General features: G+C 36.6%; 16 protein-coding genes and 1 riboswitch. Of the genes, 10 read left to right on the forward strand and 6 right to left on the reverse strand.

Annotated features, from left to right (window positions below):
* Positions 1–39 precede the first annotated feature (39 nt).
* The 4 genes from E2636_RS01640 (at position 40) to E2636_RS01655 (ending at position 4,385) form a co-directional block, all read left to right on the forward strand.
* Positions 40–576: an NfeD family membrane protein gene (locus E2636_RS01640; RefSeq protein WP_134208402.1), complete on the forward strand. Its 537-nt coding sequence runs from the start codon at positions 40–42 to the stop codon at positions 574–576.
* On the forward strand, positions 564–2,120 hold the full coding sequence (locus E2636_RS01645; protein ID WP_134208404.1) for a flotillin lipid rafts scaffold protein FloT: 1,557 nt from the start codon (positions 564–566) through the stop codon (positions 2,118–2,120). The genes E2636_RS01640 and E2636_RS01645 overlap by 13 nt, the downstream gene beginning before the upstream one ends.
* Before the next feature lie 534 nt (positions 2,121–2,654).
* On the forward strand, positions 2,655–3,593 hold the full coding sequence (locus E2636_RS01650; protein WP_134208406.1) for an HD-GYP domain-containing protein: 939 nt from the start codon (positions 2,655–2,657) through the stop codon (positions 3,591–3,593).
* Between the two features lie 135 nt (positions 3,594–3,728).
* A complete protein-coding gene (locus E2636_RS01655) occupies positions 3,729–4,385 on the forward strand; it encodes an HAD family hydrolase (RefSeq protein WP_134208408.1) in 657 nt (218 codons plus the stop codon).
* 352 nt (positions 4,386–4,737) lie between these two features.
* On the opposite strand, the gene E2636_RS01660 is transcribed toward E2636_RS01655, so the two are convergent.
* A complete protein-coding gene (locus E2636_RS01660) occupies positions 4,738–4,992 on the reverse strand; it encodes a hypothetical protein (RefSeq protein ID WP_134208410.1) in 255 nt (84 codons plus the stop codon).
* 110 nt (positions 4,993–5,102) lie between these two features.
* Between E2636_RS01660 and E2636_RS01665 the strand changes: the two genes are divergently transcribed.
* The 3 genes from E2636_RS01665 to E2636_RS01675 are packed head-to-tail and all read left to right on the forward strand — an operon-like array spanning position 5,103 to position 7,241.
* Positions 5,103–6,101, forward strand: a complete 999-nt coding sequence (locus E2636_RS01665) for a GNAT family N-acetyltransferase (protein WP_134208412.1) — start codon at positions 5,103–5,105, stop codon at positions 6,099–6,101.
* Positions 6,091–6,579 carry a P-loop NTPase family protein gene (locus tag E2636_RS01670; RefSeq protein ID WP_134208414.1) on the forward strand — a complete coding sequence of 163 codons (489 nt, stop codon included), beginning with the start codon at positions 6,091–6,093 and terminating at the stop codon, positions 6,577–6,579. Before E2636_RS01665 ends, E2636_RS01670 begins: the two co-directional genes overlap by 11 nt.
* A 2-nt stretch (positions 6,580–6,581) precedes the next feature.
* Entirely contained in the window at positions 6,582–7,241 is a 660-nt protein-coding gene (locus tag E2636_RS01675) for a Dph6-related ATP pyrophosphatase (RefSeq protein WP_134208416.1), read from the forward strand.
* A gap of 103 nt (positions 7,242–7,344) precedes the next feature.
* Here the strand turns inward: E2636_RS01675 and E2636_RS01680 are convergent, their stop codons facing one another.
* The 5 genes from E2636_RS01680 to ribE form a co-directional block, all read right to left on the reverse strand.
* A complete protein-coding gene (locus E2636_RS01680; RefSeq protein WP_134208418.1) occupies positions 7,345–8,505 on the reverse strand; it encodes a class I SAM-dependent methyltransferase in 1,161 nt (386 codons plus the stop codon).
* A gap of 126 nt (positions 8,506–8,631) precedes the next feature.
* Positions 8,632–9,159: a histidine phosphatase family protein gene (locus E2636_RS01685; protein WP_134208421.1), complete on the reverse strand. Its 528-nt coding sequence runs from the start codon at positions 9,157–9,159 to the stop codon at positions 8,632–8,634.
* Between the two features lie 65 nt (positions 9,160–9,224).
* The gene (gene ribH / locus E2636_RS01690; RefSeq protein WP_134208423.1) at positions 9,225–9,692 is read right to left on the reverse strand and encodes a 6,7-dimethyl-8-ribityllumazine synthase; all 468 of its coding nucleotides are present in this window, start codon (positions 9,690–9,692) and stop codon (positions 9,225–9,227) included.
* Positions 9,693–9,708: 16 nt separating this feature from the next.
* Positions 9,709–10,902, reverse strand: coding sequence for a bifunctional 3,4-dihydroxy-2-butanone-4-phosphate synthase/GTP cyclohydrolase II (locus E2636_RS01695; protein WP_134208425.1), 1,194 nt, complete (start codon positions 10,900–10,902; stop codon positions 9,709–9,711).
* Between the two features lie 13 nt (positions 10,903–10,915).
* Positions 10,916–11,545: a riboflavin synthase gene (ribE, locus tag E2636_RS01700; protein ID WP_017378862.1), complete on the reverse strand. Its 630-nt coding sequence runs from the start codon at positions 11,543–11,545 to the stop codon at positions 10,916–10,918.
* A 624-nt stretch (positions 11,546–12,169) separates the two neighbouring features.
* A riboswitch (FMN riboswitch) is annotated at positions 12,170–12,314 on the reverse strand.
* A 159-nt stretch (positions 12,315–12,473) separates the two neighbouring features.
* Between ribE and E2636_RS01705 the strand changes: the two genes are divergently transcribed.
* The 3 genes from E2636_RS01705 (at position 12,474) to E2636_RS01715 (ending at position 16,671) form a co-directional block, all read left to right on the forward strand.
* Positions 12,474–14,108 carry an AMP-binding protein gene (locus E2636_RS01705; RefSeq protein WP_134208427.1) on the forward strand — a complete coding sequence of 545 codons (1,635 nt, stop codon included), beginning with the start codon at positions 12,474–12,476 and terminating at the stop codon, positions 14,106–14,108.
* Between the two features lie 150 nt (positions 14,109–14,258).
* Complete coding sequence (putP, locus tag E2636_RS01710; RefSeq protein ID WP_134208429.1) at positions 14,259–15,743, forward strand: sodium/proline symporter PutP; 1,485 nt, start codon at positions 14,259–14,261, stop codon at positions 15,741–15,743.
* Positions 15,744–15,978: 235 nt separating this feature from the next.
* On the forward strand, positions 15,979–16,671 hold the full coding sequence (locus tag E2636_RS01715) for a VOC family protein (RefSeq protein WP_243840712.1): 693 nt from the start codon (positions 15,979–15,981) through the stop codon (positions 16,669–16,671).
* The last annotated feature ends 58 nt before the right edge of the window (positions 16,672–16,729 follow it).

The following is a 16,729-nucleotide window of genomic DNA, read 5'->3' on the forward strand; positions in this document are numbered from 1 at the left end:
AGGTATCACTAAAGAATTGCTGAAATGGGAGTGTCTGGTATGGCGATTGAACAAATCTACTTATATGCATTACTCATTATGGGAGCCGCGACAATTCTGTATGTATTTTTCGGAGATGTAATAGAAGGGATAGATGAAGGTATTCCTTTTTTTAATCCTTCCGTCATTATGGCATTCGGGACGTTAGTTTCAGCAACTGGCTATGTGCTCGAAGTTTCGACATTTTGGAACAGTTGGTTTATTTTAATTGTCAGTGTTGTAGTCGGGGTGATTTTAGATATTTTATTATACTTTTTTATCTTACTTCCGATGTCATCAGCAGAGGTATCAATGGCATATACTGACGAGTCTTTAGCTGGTCAAGTGGGGAAGGTAATTACACCAATTCCCATTGATGGTTATGGCGAAATTGTTATCGAAACCGTGAACGGATTAATCAATAAACGGGCAATTGGATTCGATAACGAAGAAATCGACTATGGCAAAGAAGTATTAGTGATTGATGTAAAAGAAGGTACGTTTCTCGTTCGAGAATACGAAGCTTTTGATTTCATGAAAAAAGAATGGGGGAATTGAGTGTGGATTTAGGTATTGGTGTAGTTATTGGGGTAGTAGTATTTCTATTAATTGCAATTATTGCGGTATACGTAACGAAATACAAAACAGTTGGTCCAGATGAAGCATTGATAGTTACAGGTAGTTATTTAGGGTCAAAAACCGTTCATACAGATGATTCAGGTAATAAAATAAAAATTATTCGTGGTGGTGGTACATTTGTTTTACCAGTTTTCCAACAAGCAAAACCACTTAGCTTATTATCAAGTAAATTAGAAGTAATGACGCCTGAAGTGTATACAGAACAAGGTGTACCTGTAATGGCAGATGGTACAGCCATTATAAAAATTGGTGGATCCATCTCTGAAATCGCAACTGCTGCTGAGCAATTTTTAGGGAAATCAAAAGAGGATCGTGAAAATGAAGCGAAAGAAGTACTTGAGGGTCACTTAAGATCTATATTAGGTTCAATGACAGTTGAAGAAATATATAAAAACCGTGATAAATTCTCACAAGAAGTTCAACGTGTCGCTTCGCAAGATTTAGCGAAAATGGGACTTATCATTGTGTCATTTACGATCAAAGATGTTCGAGATAAAAACGGATATTTAGATTCACTTGGTAAACCTCGTATTGCACAAGTCAAACGGGACGCTGACATTGCAACAGCTGATGCTGATAAAGAAACTCGTATTAAACGTGCAGAAGCTGCAAAAGAGGCACAGCAATATGAAATTGAACGTGCAACAGAAATTGCTTTAGCAGAAAAAGAGAATTTGTTAAAGGTGGCGGAATATCGCCTTGAACAAGATGTTGCCAAGGCTCGCGCTGACCAAGCATACGAACTTCAAACTGCACGCTCAAAACAAGAGGTAATGGAACAAGAAATGCAAATAAAAATTATTGAGCGTCAAAAGCAAATTGAACTTGAAGAGAAAGAAATTTTGCGTCGTGAAAAACAGTACGACTCTGAGGTTAAAAAGAAAGCTGATGCTGATCGTTACGCAATTGAGCAAAAGGCAGCAGCTGAGAAATCGCGTGAAATGGCTGAGGCTGATGGAGAAAAATATAGAATCGAAGCAAGAGCGAAAGCTGAAGCCGATAAAGTACGTCTTGACGGATTAGCGAAAGCCGACTCTGAGCGTGCACAAGGTGAAGCAGAAGCAGATATCATTCGACTTAAAGGTCTTGCTGAAGCAGAAGCGAAATGGAAAATTGCTGAAGCCTTTGAACAATATGGTCAAGCTGCTGTTCTTGACATGGTTGTAAATATGATGCCAGAATATGCCAAGCAGGTTGCAAGTCCGTTAGCAAATATTGACAAAATCACAGTGGTCGATACAGGTAGTGGCGAAGGTGGAGGAGCCAATAAAATCACATCATATGCAACAAATTTAATGTCTACCCTACAAGAAACATTAAAGGCTTCATCAGGTGTTGATTTGAAAGAAATGATCGAAAACTATTCAGGTAAAGGAACTATCCGTCCAAGTTTAGATCGCATATCTTATGAGATGCAGGAAAAGAAAAAAGAAGATAAAGCCGAAGAACACGTATCAGTGTAATCTGAAAAGCTCTCCAGTTACTGGAGAGCTTTTCTAGTTAAAGAAGAGAATATTAGTTTTTATCAAGGGATAAGATTGGTAGAAAATAGGGTGTGTGGTATAAAAATGGTTTGAACAGGAATACAACAAAGTGAACAGAATAAACTCAGCCACCCTAGGCCATAACGCAGCTTACACTTTCAAATGGGTAGAGAAAATCAATCGAATTAGCCCCTTACACTTCGTGTTTTGGGGGTTTTTTGAAAGAAATAGGGTGAACGAGAATACAATATGTTGAATCGGAATAAATCAATTTGAACCGGAATAAAACTAAGTACGAACTGGGGTAAACAAAATGAATTGAATAAACAAAAAATATAAAAAGCTATACCTACACCTATTAAATTATTATGCTTTAGTACAAAAGTGAAATTTCTATTTAATTTGAATTTTTTATCTAATAACCCGATTTAAAGTGACAAATAACACAATAAAAGTTACAGTAAAAGAACTGTAGTAAATAATAACAATTGGTTTTGTTACATGGAGGCCCCTATGAAGCTAACAATGGATCAAATCAAATATATTAAAGAAAATCAAGCGCTTGACCGTATAGATATTGGTCATGCTGTATCGACTTATATTGGGGAAACTGAAACCATTGCGTATAGTCTTTTCTCGTTATTGGCGCAACGTTCATTCTGGGTGAGATATTCAGGAGAAGAAGGTAACCATATAACAGAATTGTATACGATAGTTCAAGGTGAAATAGAAGTGCAATACGAAGGGAATACATTCTTTCTTCGAGAAGGCGATACGTTAGATGCATCTATTTACCCGAAGTTGCTGTCGTTTTATAGCAAACATGCAGTTGAAATTTTTGTGGAAATGTCAGTTGATGTATTTGAAACAAATTTTAATTATACCGAAATTGTTCAACGAGACGCAGCTGCCATTGAACGGGTTGATGGCTACACATATCATCATTGCTCACGAATAAAAGACTATTCTATTGAACTATGGAAGAAACTTGAACAACCAATTGAAAGCGTAACCAAGCTTCGATGGGGTGCTTATTTCCATGACATTGGAAAATTAGCAGTTCCTATAGAAATTTTAAATAAAAAAGGAAAACTTACTTTTGAAGAGTGGGAAATAATGAAAACCCATTCCACTATTGGGGCACAAATGATGCGAGGACATGAAGTTGAATGGTTACGTGATTCAGCTTTTATAGTAGAAGAACATCATGAGCGATTTGATGGAAAAGGATATCCTAATGGGTTAAAAGAGGAAGAAATTTCATTAGAGGCTGCGATTGTGTCAGTAGTTGATTCATTCGACGCAATGACAACAAATCGAATTTACCGTGAAGCCTTTTCGATTGAAGAAGCTATCCAAGAAATTGTTAGAGGAAGAGGAACGCAATTCAATCCTGTAGTGGTAGATGCATTCTTGAATCTATTACATGATCAACAATATAAATGGAGATAAAGACTCGGAATTTGTCCAAGTCTTTTTTTCTATAAACTGAAAAGTATATTTTTAAATTAGCAATAGCTTCATACTTGGAGTATTTATGTCGAGCTAGAAGCAGTTTTACACTTTTCTTAATAGGAGTGATAATAGTTGAAAGCAATATTATTTGATTTGGATGGAACATTGCTTAACCGAGAAGCAACTTTACTAGTTTTTTGTAAAGCACAGCACCAAAAGTTTAAGCTTCCGTTGACACAAGAGGAATTTGTAAAACGAGTTGTTGAATTAGATGCCAATGGCTATGTCCCTAAAGACATCGTTTATAGACAAATTGCAAAAGACATCGATTTATCTGCAGAAATGGAAAAATTATTATTTGAAGACTATATCAATCATTTTCACAAATTTTGCGTTCCTTTTGAAGGATTAATTGAAACACTTACTCTTTTAAAGCGTCAAAATTTTCTGCTCGGGCTTATTTCAAATGGTCGCCACGCCGGTCAACAAGCGAGTATTGAGGCTCTTTCAATCGAATCATTCTTCGATGTTGTATTGATTTCAGAATCGCAAGGACTGTCAAAACCAGATGCCGCTATTTTTGAACGTGGGTTGGAGCGTTTGAATGTGAAGGCTAGTGAAGCTTGTTACGTGGGAGATCACCCAATAAACGATATAGAAGCTGCCAGAAAAGTAGGTTTAATGACAATTTGGAAAAGGAATGGGCAATATAAAGATATACTTGCAGACAAAGAAATTGATACGCTGCCAGAAATATTGTCAATATTGAAAGTGCGTAATTCAACTTGAATTACATACAAATAATTTTTAATATGAAAAGGGGGCTGAGAATAAAAGTCATTTTAAATGACTTTTGGGACAGCCCTTTTTTAAATTTGAACATACTACCTATAAATAAGTTATGGGCTTTCTAAAATCGGAACAATAAAGCTATAGTATTATGCATAAAATAAAGGAAACTTGATTATTATGTCGAATCTTGTAGATAACATCATTTGTATTTTCAAGTGATTTAATGAGCCCAATAAATGAGCTTCATGAAGTTATCGAAAACATTTATGAAGAAGTCTATTCAACAGTAACGAGCGTCCATCATAAAAGTACAAAACCCGTACAAGAGAAAAGAATGATCTGCACAGCTTTACGATTCGATAGCATAATAAACGAAGATTAGTAAAGCAATGATGAGTGTATTCATCACGTAATATGTATTCCTTGAAATTAGTCGGTCGAAAAATGTAGAACGGTCAACCACTTTGTAACTTACGACCATTATTAAAATGATGATAATCATAGATACAAAAGTAGACATATCATAAACATAAATATCAATAAAGCGAACAAAAATTAGTGTAGCGGCCATAATAACGCCATAAGCAACTCGTTTTAACTCCATGGTTTATCCCCTTTCGAATGTAATAAGTATAGCAACTAGCTCTGTGGATAGAAAGGGAACTAATGGAATGCGAAAAAAGTAAGACATTACAAACTTGAGGGGGACTTCAAATGATTCAATTTGTTGGGTTTGACCAGCAATACTTACCGGCTATGGCAATTCTTTTAGCGAAAAGACATCAAGTGGAACGTAGTCGCTATTCATTCTTACCATCTCGTTTTGAAGACTCATCAGAAACAGAAATCCTTCTAAGAAAAGAAGGTGAAAAACCTTTCGTTAATGGTATAGTGGCACTTCGTAATGACGAAGTAATTGGATATATGTTGTATGAGTTTAAAGAAGATGCAAAAAAAGGTCGACATATTATCATCGATTATTTAGGTTTAGCGATTGCAGAAGATGCACATCCGAGGCTAGTACGTCTATTGTATGCTGAAGCTGGTGCTGAATGGATAGCTGGTGGTTATTTCCAACATATTGTATACGTCCCAATTGGTTATGATCGACATGTATATGAATGGTTAGAACAAGGATTTCGGTTCGAACAAAAATATGCAATTCTCGATATTCAAAACTATGAACCAAAAGCAAAAGAGGCAGAAAAAAGTGCTTTACGTATTCGTAGGTTAGCAGATAGCGATACCGAGATTCTTAAGCGTATGTCGCGCTGGAATAGTATTCATCAAGCCTCTGCCCCTTCTTGGAATCCAATTACTAAAGAATCATTAGAAGATGTGAAAAGTGGATATGCAGCACTAGCTAAAGATGCCGAGGCTATTGTGATGATCGGTGAACAAGACAGTATTCCAGTAGGCTTCCATGTCTATTATGAAGCTGATTCTTCAGTCAATATGTATACACCTGAAAGGACTGTGGAGCTTCCAGCTGCATCTACAAATCCACAATACCGAGGTCGTGGAGTAGGGAAAGCACTTGCTGATGCGAGTCACGCCCAGTTACAAGAGTTGGGATACGACTATTCTCTAGCAGACTGGCATACGCCTAACCATTTAGCATCGTACTTTTGGCCAAAGCTTGGCTACCAAACGTTTATGATACGTATGGTACGTACAGTGGATAATCGAATTGCTTGGGCACATGGCAACTAAAATACGTATTGTAGGGTCAGTGGGAAGTGGAAAAACCACACTTGCACGGAAACTTGCTCTACAAAAAGGAATCTCCATGTATTCATTAGATGATGTGGTATGGTCGAGAAGTACAATAGGTGATTGTCGAAATTCAGAGGAACTACGAGATGCAAAATTACAAGCGATATTAAGTGAACCATCGTGGATTATCGAAGGTGCCCATTTGGGCTGGTCGTTAAAGACATTTGAAGAAGCAGATCAAATTTTCTTTTTGCATCCAAGTTTACCTGTACGTATTTACAGGATTTCACGAAGGTTTTTACAACAAAAAAGAGGCATTGAACATGCGAGTTATACACCTACATGGAAAATGTATAGTCGAATGTTTAAGTGGACCTATCAATACGAAACCATATATAAAAAACAAGTACGTGCTATATTAAAGAATTCAAAAAACGCTATTGAAATACGAGATGGCTCAGAGTTAGGAGTTTGACAATGGAAAATAAACCTTTTGTTGCTTCATGGAGTGGTGGAAAAGATTCAGCAATGGCATTTTATCGCGCGGTGCAATCAGGTATGAAGCCAAAACGATTGCTCACAATGTTTCAAGAAGATGAAGAAGTGTCTAAGTCACACGCCTTGCCATTTTCAGTAGTACTCGCACAAGCAGAGCGTATAGGTATTCCTTTAATGATCCGCGGAGCGGGTTGGAGCGACTACGAAATGAAGTTTATTGATGCCATGGATGAATGTCGAGCAGATGAAATTACACATGGAGTATTTGGTGACATTGATTTACAAGGACATCTTGAATGGGTGCAAAAAACTTGTAAAAAATCGAATATTGTACCGATCCATCCACTTTGGCAAGAGCCTCGTCGTGCGATATTAGAAGAGCTATTAGAAGTCGGTTTTGAAGCGGTGATTGTCGTAATCAATACAGGAATGATGTCTCGTGAATACATTGGACGAACTTTCACCCGCGAATTGATGGATGAATTAGAAGAACTCGGAATCGATTCTTGTGGAGAAAATGGTGAATTTCATACAGTAGTGGTTGATGGCCCAATCTTCTCATCTCGCGTCCCTGTGGCATTTGGAGAAGTGCGTGAGAATGAGGGATATGTGTTCTTAGACGTATCATTGAAAGAATAAGTGAGTTTTTAGTAAGGTAGTAAAGCCAAGAGCTGGATTTAAAAAAAGACAATCCTCTGATATAGAGGATTGTCTTTTTTTTGACCCATGTATCAAATAGAAATCATAGATAGTCTTTTAGTTCATTCTCTAAGAAAGGTTTGACTTGTAAGAAATCTACAAACGCACGGTATTTTACTTGTTCTTCTGAAGTGGTTTTTTTCCCTGTGAAATATGCTCGAATCAAAATATTTTTCGGTGTATGTTCCATGTCAATAAATTCGAGTAACTGTGCTTCATACCCAACGAGTTTTAATAGTTCGGCTCTTATTGAATCGGTTGCAAGTGCAGCGAAGCGTTCTTTGACAAGGCCATGCTGTAACATTAAATCCAGTGTGGGGCTATTAAGTTGGGTATTTAACTCATGTTGACAACAAGGGACACTTAAAATTACTTTCGCTCCCCATTTTACAGCGCGAGCAAGTGCCATATCCGTGGCAACATCACATGCGTGAAGCGTTACGACCATATCAACAGACGTTTCTTCGTTGTAGTCATTAATATCCCCAACTAAAAATTCAAGATGTTCATACTTCAAATCAATAGCGATTTGTTGACACTCTTCAATAACTTCTTTTTTCAAATCGAGCCCAGTGACACGAATATCTAAACCTTTTTCAATGTGTAAATAATGATAGAGCGCGAAAGTTAAATATGACTTACCAGAACCAAAATCTAAAATTCGAACGGGCCGGTCCTTCGGAAGATAGTCGAGTGCATCATCAATAAACTCAACAAAGCGGTTAATTTGACGAAACTTATCATGCTTTTGCTTTTTAACTTTGCCATCAGGTGTTTGAACACCTAAGCGAATTAAAAAGGGATAGGCTGTTTCTTCGTCCAACAAATAGTTTTTCTTTCGGTTATGAGAAAGATTTACCACTTTTTGAGATTGCACAAGATCTGATTTCCATAACACTTTGAATTTTTTTGATAGTTGAATATGTACTTTCTCTTCTTGAAATTCAGCTTGTACTTGTCTGTACTGCTTCAACAAATGATTTAACTTTTCACTCGCCAATTCGAGTTGAAGATTTTCGTGTTTTAATATGCGTTCGTACTGATATTCAAACTGAATATGGTATATACCTTTTAATTCAATCGGCTTGATTTTTACACGTTTTACTTCATCTGAATTAGCACGAGGTTGACTTATTGTTGCAGATATCAACTGCTTGTTGTTAATTAATTCAGTTAATTGGATAATCATTTCTTGATATTCCATAAGGTTCGCCTTCTTTTTAAGTTTCTTTTCGCTATTTTAACACATTCACTACGTCTAACTTATAATTTGAGATTTCATTTGCATGTGACTTGACCAGAACACAAAAGAAAACTAAGACTAGTTTCATTATGTCCATAAACGCTTAATTATGCTCTTGTTATTGGTAATCGTGATTTGATAAATATCTGGATTACTAAGTGATTTCCAATCTATAAACCCAATTGAACTGTCAAAATGTTTTAAAATAAGACTTAATAAATTACCGTGTGTAACAAATATACAATTGCCCGATGCTTCTTTTACAACTTCAATAGCACGGTCAGTAGCTTCGCGACTAGACTCTCCACCAATAAATTTCAAGTTGAAATCTGTAAAGGTTTTTTCAAGAAGCTCAAGCCAGTCTGGTAAATCGGACGTGCTCAATATTCTTTCTGCTAACCGGTTATCGATAATGAGCGAAAGGTTTTTTTCGTGTGCAGTTGGACTTATTGAATCCTGAGCTCGAATAAAAGGACTCGAGATGATGTGGTCAATTTGAATATCTTTGAAGAAAGAAGCTAACTCCTGTGCCTGTTGGTGTCCAAGTTCAGTTAATGAAGCTTCAGAAATCTGTCCGGTCGAAGAACAATGTCGAACGAAGTATAACGTTTTCAATACTAAATCACTTCCAATCCTTAAAATGGAAAAAACCCTGAAGCATAGTGCTTCAGGGTAATAAATTAAGCGAATTTTTTCATTAAGTTAGCCATTTCAATTGCGGCAGTTGCAGATTCCCAGCCTTTATTGCCAGCTTTTGTTCCTGCACGTTCAATTGCTTGTTCAATCGTATCAGTTGTCAATACGCCAAAGATAACGGGAACATCATGTTGATACCCTGCATTTGCAACACCTTTAGCAGCTTCGTTACACACAAAGTCAAAGTGAGGAGTAGATCCACGAATAACTGTACCAAGTGTAATTACGGCATCATATTTTTTAGACGCGGCCATTTGTTTAGCTACAAGTGGAATTTCAAACGCTCCAGGTACCCAAGCAATAGTCACATTGGCATCATCAACACCATGTCTTTTAAGAGCATCTTCAGCTCCACCTAATAGTTTACTCGTAATAAATTCATTAAAACGTCCAACGACAATTCCTACTCTTAAATCCGCGCCAATTAAATATCCTTCTAAATGTGTAGTCATGATTTTGTTTTCTCCTTTAGAAACTTAGGTAATGACCTAACTTCGATTGTTTTGTTTTCAAATAGGTTTCGTTTTCTTCATGAGCAGGTATTTCAATAGCCACACGTTCAGTTACTTCCAAACCGTATCCATCTATCCCGGCAACTTTTCGAGGGTTATTTGTAAGCAACTTCATTTTTCGTACACCTAGATCTCGTAAAATTTGTGCGCCAATTCCATACTCGCGCAAGTCATCTGCAAAACCTAGCTTGTGATTAGCCTCAACAGTATCTAACCCTTGATCTTGAAGTGCATATGCTTTTAGTTTATTTATTAAACCAATGCCACGGCCTTCTTGACGCATATAGAGTAAAATACCTGAACCTGCAGCTTCAATTTGTTTAAGTGAAGCCTCTAGCTGAGCTCCGCAATCACATTTGCGAGATGAAAAAACATCACCAGTTAAACATTCTGAATGAACACGTGTTAGAACAGGCGTGTCGCTTGAAATATCTCCTTTAACAAGGGCAATATGTTCTTTCCCGGTAAAGGTTTCGGTGTACCCAACAATTTTGAAATCACCAAATTCAGTAGGTAACAAGGTTTCGACTTCTCGGGTGATTAGTTTTTCATGTTCCCTTTTGTAAGCAATCAACGCAGCAATTGTTAAGATACCGATATTTAGTCGCTCCGCAATGATTACGAGGTCATCAAGTCTTGCCATAGTACCGTCTTCATTCATAATTTCACAAATGACACCTGCTGGAGGAGATCCTGCTAGCAAGGCTAGATCGACAGCTGCTTCCGTATGTCCTGCACGCTTTAATACTCCGCCTTTTTTGGCAATCAAAGGAAAGACATGACCCGGACGTTTAAAATCAGTTGCTTTAGATTCACTGTTAATCATTTGAAGAATGGTATGAGACCGTTCAAATGCACTGATGCCAGTTGTTGTATCTTTATGATCAACACTGATTGTGAATGCTGTACCGTATGGGTCTGTGTTTCTGTCTGTCATTAAACCAAATTGTAGTTGTTGTGCAATTTCTTCTGCCACTGGGACACAAATTAAGCCTTTTCCTTCAGTAGCCATTAAATTGACGATTTCAGGAGTAGCAAATTCTGCCAAAGCAATAAAATCTCCCTCATTTTCACGATCTTCGTCATCCACCACTATGATGGCTTGTCCTTTTGCTAATACTTCAACTGCTTCTTCTACTGTATAAAACATAAGAATTCTCCTTTTAGAAACCGTGTTCTTGTAGCCAATCTTTTGACATATTCGATTTAGATGTCTGTATGAGTTCTGTATATTTCGCAAGCATGTCACACTCAATATTTACTTTGTCTCCAATGCCTTTGTCTCCAAGTATGGAATCACTTTTTGTTGTTGGAATCAAGGAAACGGAAATGGATGTTCGATCCACATGGAAAACGGTAAGAGATGTTCCATCAATTGCAACAGACCCTTTAATCATCATGTATTTCATAAGGCTAGGGTCTAATTCAATCTTTTTGGTAATGGCATTGGTCTCTTTTTTAATGGAACGAATAACACCAATTCCATCGACGTGCCCATTGACAAAGTGTCCACCAAAACGCCCATTGGCCGCCATTGCTCGTTCCAAATTAACATGAGACTTAGATGTTAAATCGGCCAATGTGGTTGATTTAAACGTTTCTGGAATAACATCGACGACAAACGTTTCTTTCGTGAAAGAAGAGACAGTTAAACAAACACCGTTAACCGAGATACTATCGCCTCTTTTGACGTCATCTAAAATCATTTTTGCTCGTATAGTCATTTCAAGTGCATGTGGTTTTCTTTGAATAGAAGTAACTGAACCTATTTCTTCAATGATACCCGTGAACAAGTAAACAACCTCCCTCCTGAAAAGAGCATCAATTTGAAAATCGAAGTCTTATAGTTTAGGTAATTTGTGGTTCGCTCTATTTAATGAATAAATAAAGACTTGTTATATATTTTGTTAAGCGTATAAATATTTGTGTACTGTAAATATGAATCTGAAAAATAGTTGTTGGGTTTTTTTCCACCATGGGGCAAACGGGTGGTGAGGAAAGGATGATTCAGAAGTACCTTGTCAATGCTTACTAAAAGGACATCTAAACATGACTCAGTATACTAACATCTTCTCGTGATTCTATGAGAAGGTAGCCAGTTGCTATCGTCAGTTTTCAATGTAGAATAATGTGACAAAAGGCATTTGAAGTGTAATAGTTTTGAAAAATGCTCGAGTAAGTTACTTCGCTCCTTTTCGAATTTCCAATGAGACCGTTAACTTTGATACCTTTAAGAAGCATACCTATAAGATAGAGGCATAGATTCGTAATAGTAAAGATACCAGAGTATATAAGTTTCCTTAGTACCAAAAGTTTAATCAGTGAGAGATGTTCTAGCAATTCAATCTAATGCTAGTAAATAAGAGATCCCTCAAAGCGAATAGAAGCATTGCGCAAGCATAACAAATGTACTTCTCTATACTCTTCTCCCATCCAGACTATACTGTCGGTGTTGGATTTGCACCAACTCCACCGCTACTTTTTCAAGTACCGGGTCACGGACTTACAAATTTTCATTTGCTCACCGCCGGTAAGGAATTTCACCTTGCCCCGAAGAATATAAAGTTACTATTTGTCTTTCTTATAATATCACATTGTACAACAAATGATAAATTCAATTACTTATTGGATTACTTTGGTAGATAATCTTTACAAATTACTTGAATTTTGTGATAACATAAACTTATTCACGAATGTTTACGAAGGGGGAAGGAATGTATCATGTTAAAAGAGCAAACGGTGGGAGCGGTTGTTAGGGAAATAGCAAAAAAATATCCTACTACTGAAGCGTACGTATATCCAGAACATCAGATTCGTAAAACATATGAGGAATTTGATAAAGAAACTGATCATTTAGCAAAGGCTTTCATGGGGATGGGGATTGCTAAAGGCGAGCACGTTGCCATTTGGTCAGACAACAAACGAGAGTGGTTACTGAGTCAATTTGCAACCGGCAAAATGGGCGCAGTTCTTGTAACGGTTAATACAAATTACCAAGAAAGAGAACTTGAATATTTGTTAACTCAATCGGATGCAACGACGCTTATTTTAGGTGAAGAATTTAAAGGTACTTCCTATATAGATATAATTAATGCAGTATGCCCTGAATTAAAAACATCAGTAAAAGGCAATATTGCCAGTGAAAATTTACCGCATTTCAAGCGTGTTATTGTCATGGGTGAGAAAAACTATCCTGGCATTTTTACGTGGAGTGAGTTTGAATCATATGCAACAACTATTAGTGATAAAGAGCTTGACGATAGACTTAACTCGCTGCACTTTGATGATGTCATTAATATTCAATACACTTCTGGTACTACTGGTTTCCCTAAAGGTGTCATGTTGACGCATATGAACATTGTAAATAATGCGCAAATCATAGGTGATTTTATGAAATTAACTGAAGTCGATCGCTTATGTATTCCTGTGCCTTTCTTCCATTGTTTTGGTTGTGTATTAGGGACATTAGCTGCAGTTACTCATGGATCAACAATGGTATTAGTGGAACAATTTGATGCTAAACGTGTTTTACAAGCTGTTCAAGACGAAAAGTGTACTGGACTTCACGGAGTACCAACCATGTTTATTGCTGAATTAAATCATCCGGACTATAAACAATACGATACATCATCACTACGCACAGGAATTATGGCAGGGTCTCCTTGTCCAATTGAGGTAATGAAAGAAGTAATTGACGATATGGGAGCAAGCGAAATAACTATATGTTATGGACAAACTGAATCTTCCCCTGTTATTACTCAAACGAAATCTGATGATGAAATTGAAAAACGAGTAGCAACTGTTGGGAAACCACATCCATATGTTGAAGTGAAAATTATTGATCCAGCAACCAATGAAGAATTACCAACGGGAATGCCTGGAGAATTGTGTACAAGAGGTTATCACGTTATGAAAGGCTATTATAAAAATGAAGAAGCAACTAGAGCAGCCATTGATCATGAAGGATGGCTTCACACTGGAGATATTGCAATTTTAGATAGTGAAGGATACATCGAAATTACTGGAAGAATTAAAGATATGGTAATTCGAGGAGGAGAAAATGTCTATCCTCGTGAAATCGAAGAATTCCTATATCAACACCCAAGCATTCAAGATGTCCAGGTAGTAGGTGTACCTGATCCAAAGTATGGTGAAGAATTAATGGCGTGGATTATTACTAAAGATGGTTTAACTATTGATGCAGAAGAAATACGTGAATACTGTAAAGGAAAAATTTCTCGTCATAAAATACCACGCTATATTCAATTTACTGATGCATATCCAATGACAGCATCGGGTAAAATTCAAAAATATTTACTGCGTGAATTATCGAAAGAAACAATTCAACCTGCATAATTCGACATATTTCCCGGGAAATAGAGTAAACTGCAAAGCATTGGTAATTATAAGGTTTATTGGATTTCACTAAAAATATGTACTCGTTGTTCTTCTATAAGCATGTTATGATGAGATAGAAATCATAATATTCTCAAAGGAGGAATTTATATGACGGATTATGTTTATCAACTAATTGCTATCATTATTTACATGGCTGCTATGCTATTGATTGGCTATTATTCTTTCAGAAAAACGTCAAACTTAACAGATTACATGTTAGGAGGACGTTCATTAGGTCCAGGCGTAACTGCACTTAGTGCTGGTGCTTCAGATATGTCAGGTTGGCTATTAATGGGTCTACCAGGTGCTATTTATGTATCTGGTTTAGTAGAGGCTTGGATTGCAATAGGTTTAACAGTCGGTGCCTACTTAAACTGGTTGTTTGTAGCACCACGTTTACGTGCGTACTCTCAAGTGTCGAATGACTCAATTACGATTCCTAGTTATTTAGAAAATCGATTGAAAGACACAACGCGTCTAATACGTATCGTGTCTGGAATTATTATTCTTATATTCTTTACGTTCTATGTATCTTCAGGAATGGTAGCAGGTGGAGTGTTCTTTAAAAGTTCATTTGGACTTGATTACCATGTAGGTTTGCTAATCGTTTCTGCAGTTGTAATTGCGTATACGCTATTTGGTGGATTCTTAGCTGTAAGTTACACAGATTTTCTTCAAGGGATTATCATGTTCCTAGCGTTAATATTGGTGCCAGTTATCGGTATATTTGCGGTAGGTGGAATTGAAGGAGCATCTGAAAGTATCCGCGCAGTAGATCCAGGACTTTTAAGTTTAGTTGAAGGCGCATCTGTATTAGGTGTTCTCTCAGCCGTTGCTTGGGGCCTAGGATACTTTGGTCAGCCACATATTATTGTACGCTTTATGGCAATTAGGTCAGTTAAAGAAACAAAACAAGCTCGTCGTATTGGGATTGGTTGGATGGCAATAAGTTTACTTGGTGCTATTGCAACTGCTTTAATTGGTATTGCTTACTTCCAACAAAATCCTAGTCAATCTTTAAGCAATCCAGAGGCTGTATTTATTGCATTAGGACAAATTATGTTCCATCCTTTTGTTGCAGGTATTATGTTGGCCGCTGTTTTAGCCGCTGTTATGAGTACAATATCATCTCAATTAATCGTAACTTCATCAGCATTAGTTGAAGATTTATACAAAATTGTTGTGAAAAAACAAGCAACGGACAAACAATATGTTACATTGGGTCGTATTGCCGTTCTAGTTGTCTCTCTAGTAGCGATGTTCATAGCTTGGGAGCAAAATAAATCAATTTTAGATTTAGTTTCATATGCTTGGGCAGGATTTGGTGCTGCATTTGGTCCAGTAATTTTATTATCTCTTTTCTGGAGAAAATTAACGACATGGGGCGCATTATCTGGGATGGTCATTGGTACAATTACCGTTATTATATGGGGTAATAATGACTATTTAAAAGGACTAATGTTTGAAATTGTTCCAGGTTTCATATTGTGTCTATTATTTGCTGTTGTTGTGAGTATCTTTACGTATCGTCACAATACAGAAATCGAACGTGAATTTGACGAAACAATTAAGCTTTTAGACCAAGAAAAATAAAGATTAATCCCACAACTTTTGAGTTGTGGGATTTTTTTGTGATTTTCTTATTGAAGATATTCATATCTTCAATATACTTAAAAAATTATTACATAGATGAATGTAATTATGTAGATTAAAAGGTATGGTGTAAGTAAAACGTAAAAGTATTGAAATTTAGACAAAATAAATGTTAATTCCCTATTTGTAACGTTTGCGACTTATAGGTTTCCTCTTCATAATAAAGAGGAGAGGAATGGTAGCTATGATAGAACTTGATCATGTTGTGTATTTTAGTAAACAATCTCCAAAAGAGAATGTACAAAAACACAAAGGCACTTCAATCGGGGGGCGTCACAAGAATTGGGGAACCGTAAATGCATTAACTTATACAAAAAATAGTTATATAGAATATTTATCTGTGGAAAATTTTGACGTTGCAAAACAAGTAAATCATCCTCTTACAAAGCTCTTACTGCACGATTTAGAAAGTGGAGAAGGATGGGGAAGTATTTGTTTTCGAACTGATAATATAAGTAAACTAAATGATAGATTATGTAGTGAAGGATGGCTAACTTCTGGTGTACTAGATGCTGAACGTGAGACATCTTCAGGATTTATTCGGAAATGGAAAATGCTTTTCATCGGGCAGGAAGTTTCAGATGAATTGCCGTACCCCTTTTTTATTGAATGGGAAGAATCGTTTCAAGAGCGTATGCAAAGTTTAAGAGAAGATGGATCCATTCAAGAAGAGTATGAAAAAAGTGTCATTTCTAGTTGTGTAATTGAGGTTAAACATTTAAGACAAAGCGTATTAGAATGGAGTAATTTGTTAAGTATAACTGCAGTGGAAAATTCACTGAAATTACCGAATACAAATCTTATATTTCAACAATTAACAAATGAAAAAGAGCGCTTAGTGGATGTTATTGTTAGTACAATTGACTAATCATGGGTTCGGAAATGCCGCCGCGCGACTGAATTTGTATGCATTACAATGACTATGA

The sequence above is a fragment of the Paenisporosarcina antarctica genome (genome assembly GCF_004367585.1).
GTDB classification, from domain to species: Bacteria; Bacillota; Bacilli; order Bacillales_A; family Planococcaceae; genus Paenisporosarcina; species Paenisporosarcina antarctica.

Bases quoted from the DNA above. Each gene is read 5' to 3' on its own strand.
- ribH (WP_134208423.1), bottom strand. From the start codon at position 9,692: ATGACTACACATTTAGAAGGATATTTAATTGGCGCGGATTTAAGAGTA.
- E2636_RS01650 (WP_134208406.1), top strand. From the start codon at position 2,655: ATGAAGCTAACAATGGATCAAATCAAATATATTAAAGAAAATCAAGCG.
- E2636_RS01695 (WP_134208425.1), bottom strand. From the start codon at position 10,902: ATGTTTTATACAGTAGAAGAAGCAGTTGAAGTATTAGCAAAAGGACAA.
- E2636_RS01675 (WP_134208416.1), top strand. From the start codon at position 6,582: ATGGAAAATAAACCTTTTGTTGCTTCATGGAGTGGTGGAAAAGATTCA.
- E2636_RS01680 (WP_134208418.1), bottom strand. From the start codon at position 8,505: ATGGAATATCAAGAAATGATTATCCAATTAACTGAATTAATTAACAAC.
- E2636_RS01645 (WP_134208404.1), top strand. From the start codon at position 564: ATGGGGGAATTGAGTGTGGATTTAGGTATTGGTGTAGTTATTGGGGTA.
- E2636_RS01715 (WP_243840712.1), top strand. From the start codon at position 15,979: ATGGTAGCTATGATAGAACTTGATCATGTTGTGTATTTTAGTAAACAA.
- E2636_RS01670 (WP_134208414.1), top strand. From the start codon at position 6,091: ATGGCAACTAAAATACGTATTGTAGGGTCAGTGGGAAGTGGAAAAACC.
- E2636_RS01640 (WP_134208402.1), top strand. From the start codon at position 40: ATGGCGATTGAACAAATCTACTTATATGCATTACTCATTATGGGAGCC.
- E2636_RS01665 (WP_134208412.1), top strand. From the start codon at position 5,103: ATGATTCAATTTGTTGGGTTTGACCAGCAATACTTACCGGCTATGGCA.
- putP (WP_134208429.1), top strand. From the start codon at position 14,259: ATGACGGATTATGTTTATCAACTAATTGCTATCATTATTTACATGGCT.
- E2636_RS01705 (WP_134208427.1), top strand. From the start codon at position 12,474: ATGTTAAAAGAGCAAACGGTGGGAGCGGTTGTTAGGGAAATAGCAAAA.
- E2636_RS01660 (WP_134208410.1), bottom strand. From the start codon at position 4,992: ATGGAGTTAAAACGAGTTGCTTATGGCGTTATTATGGCCGCTACACTA.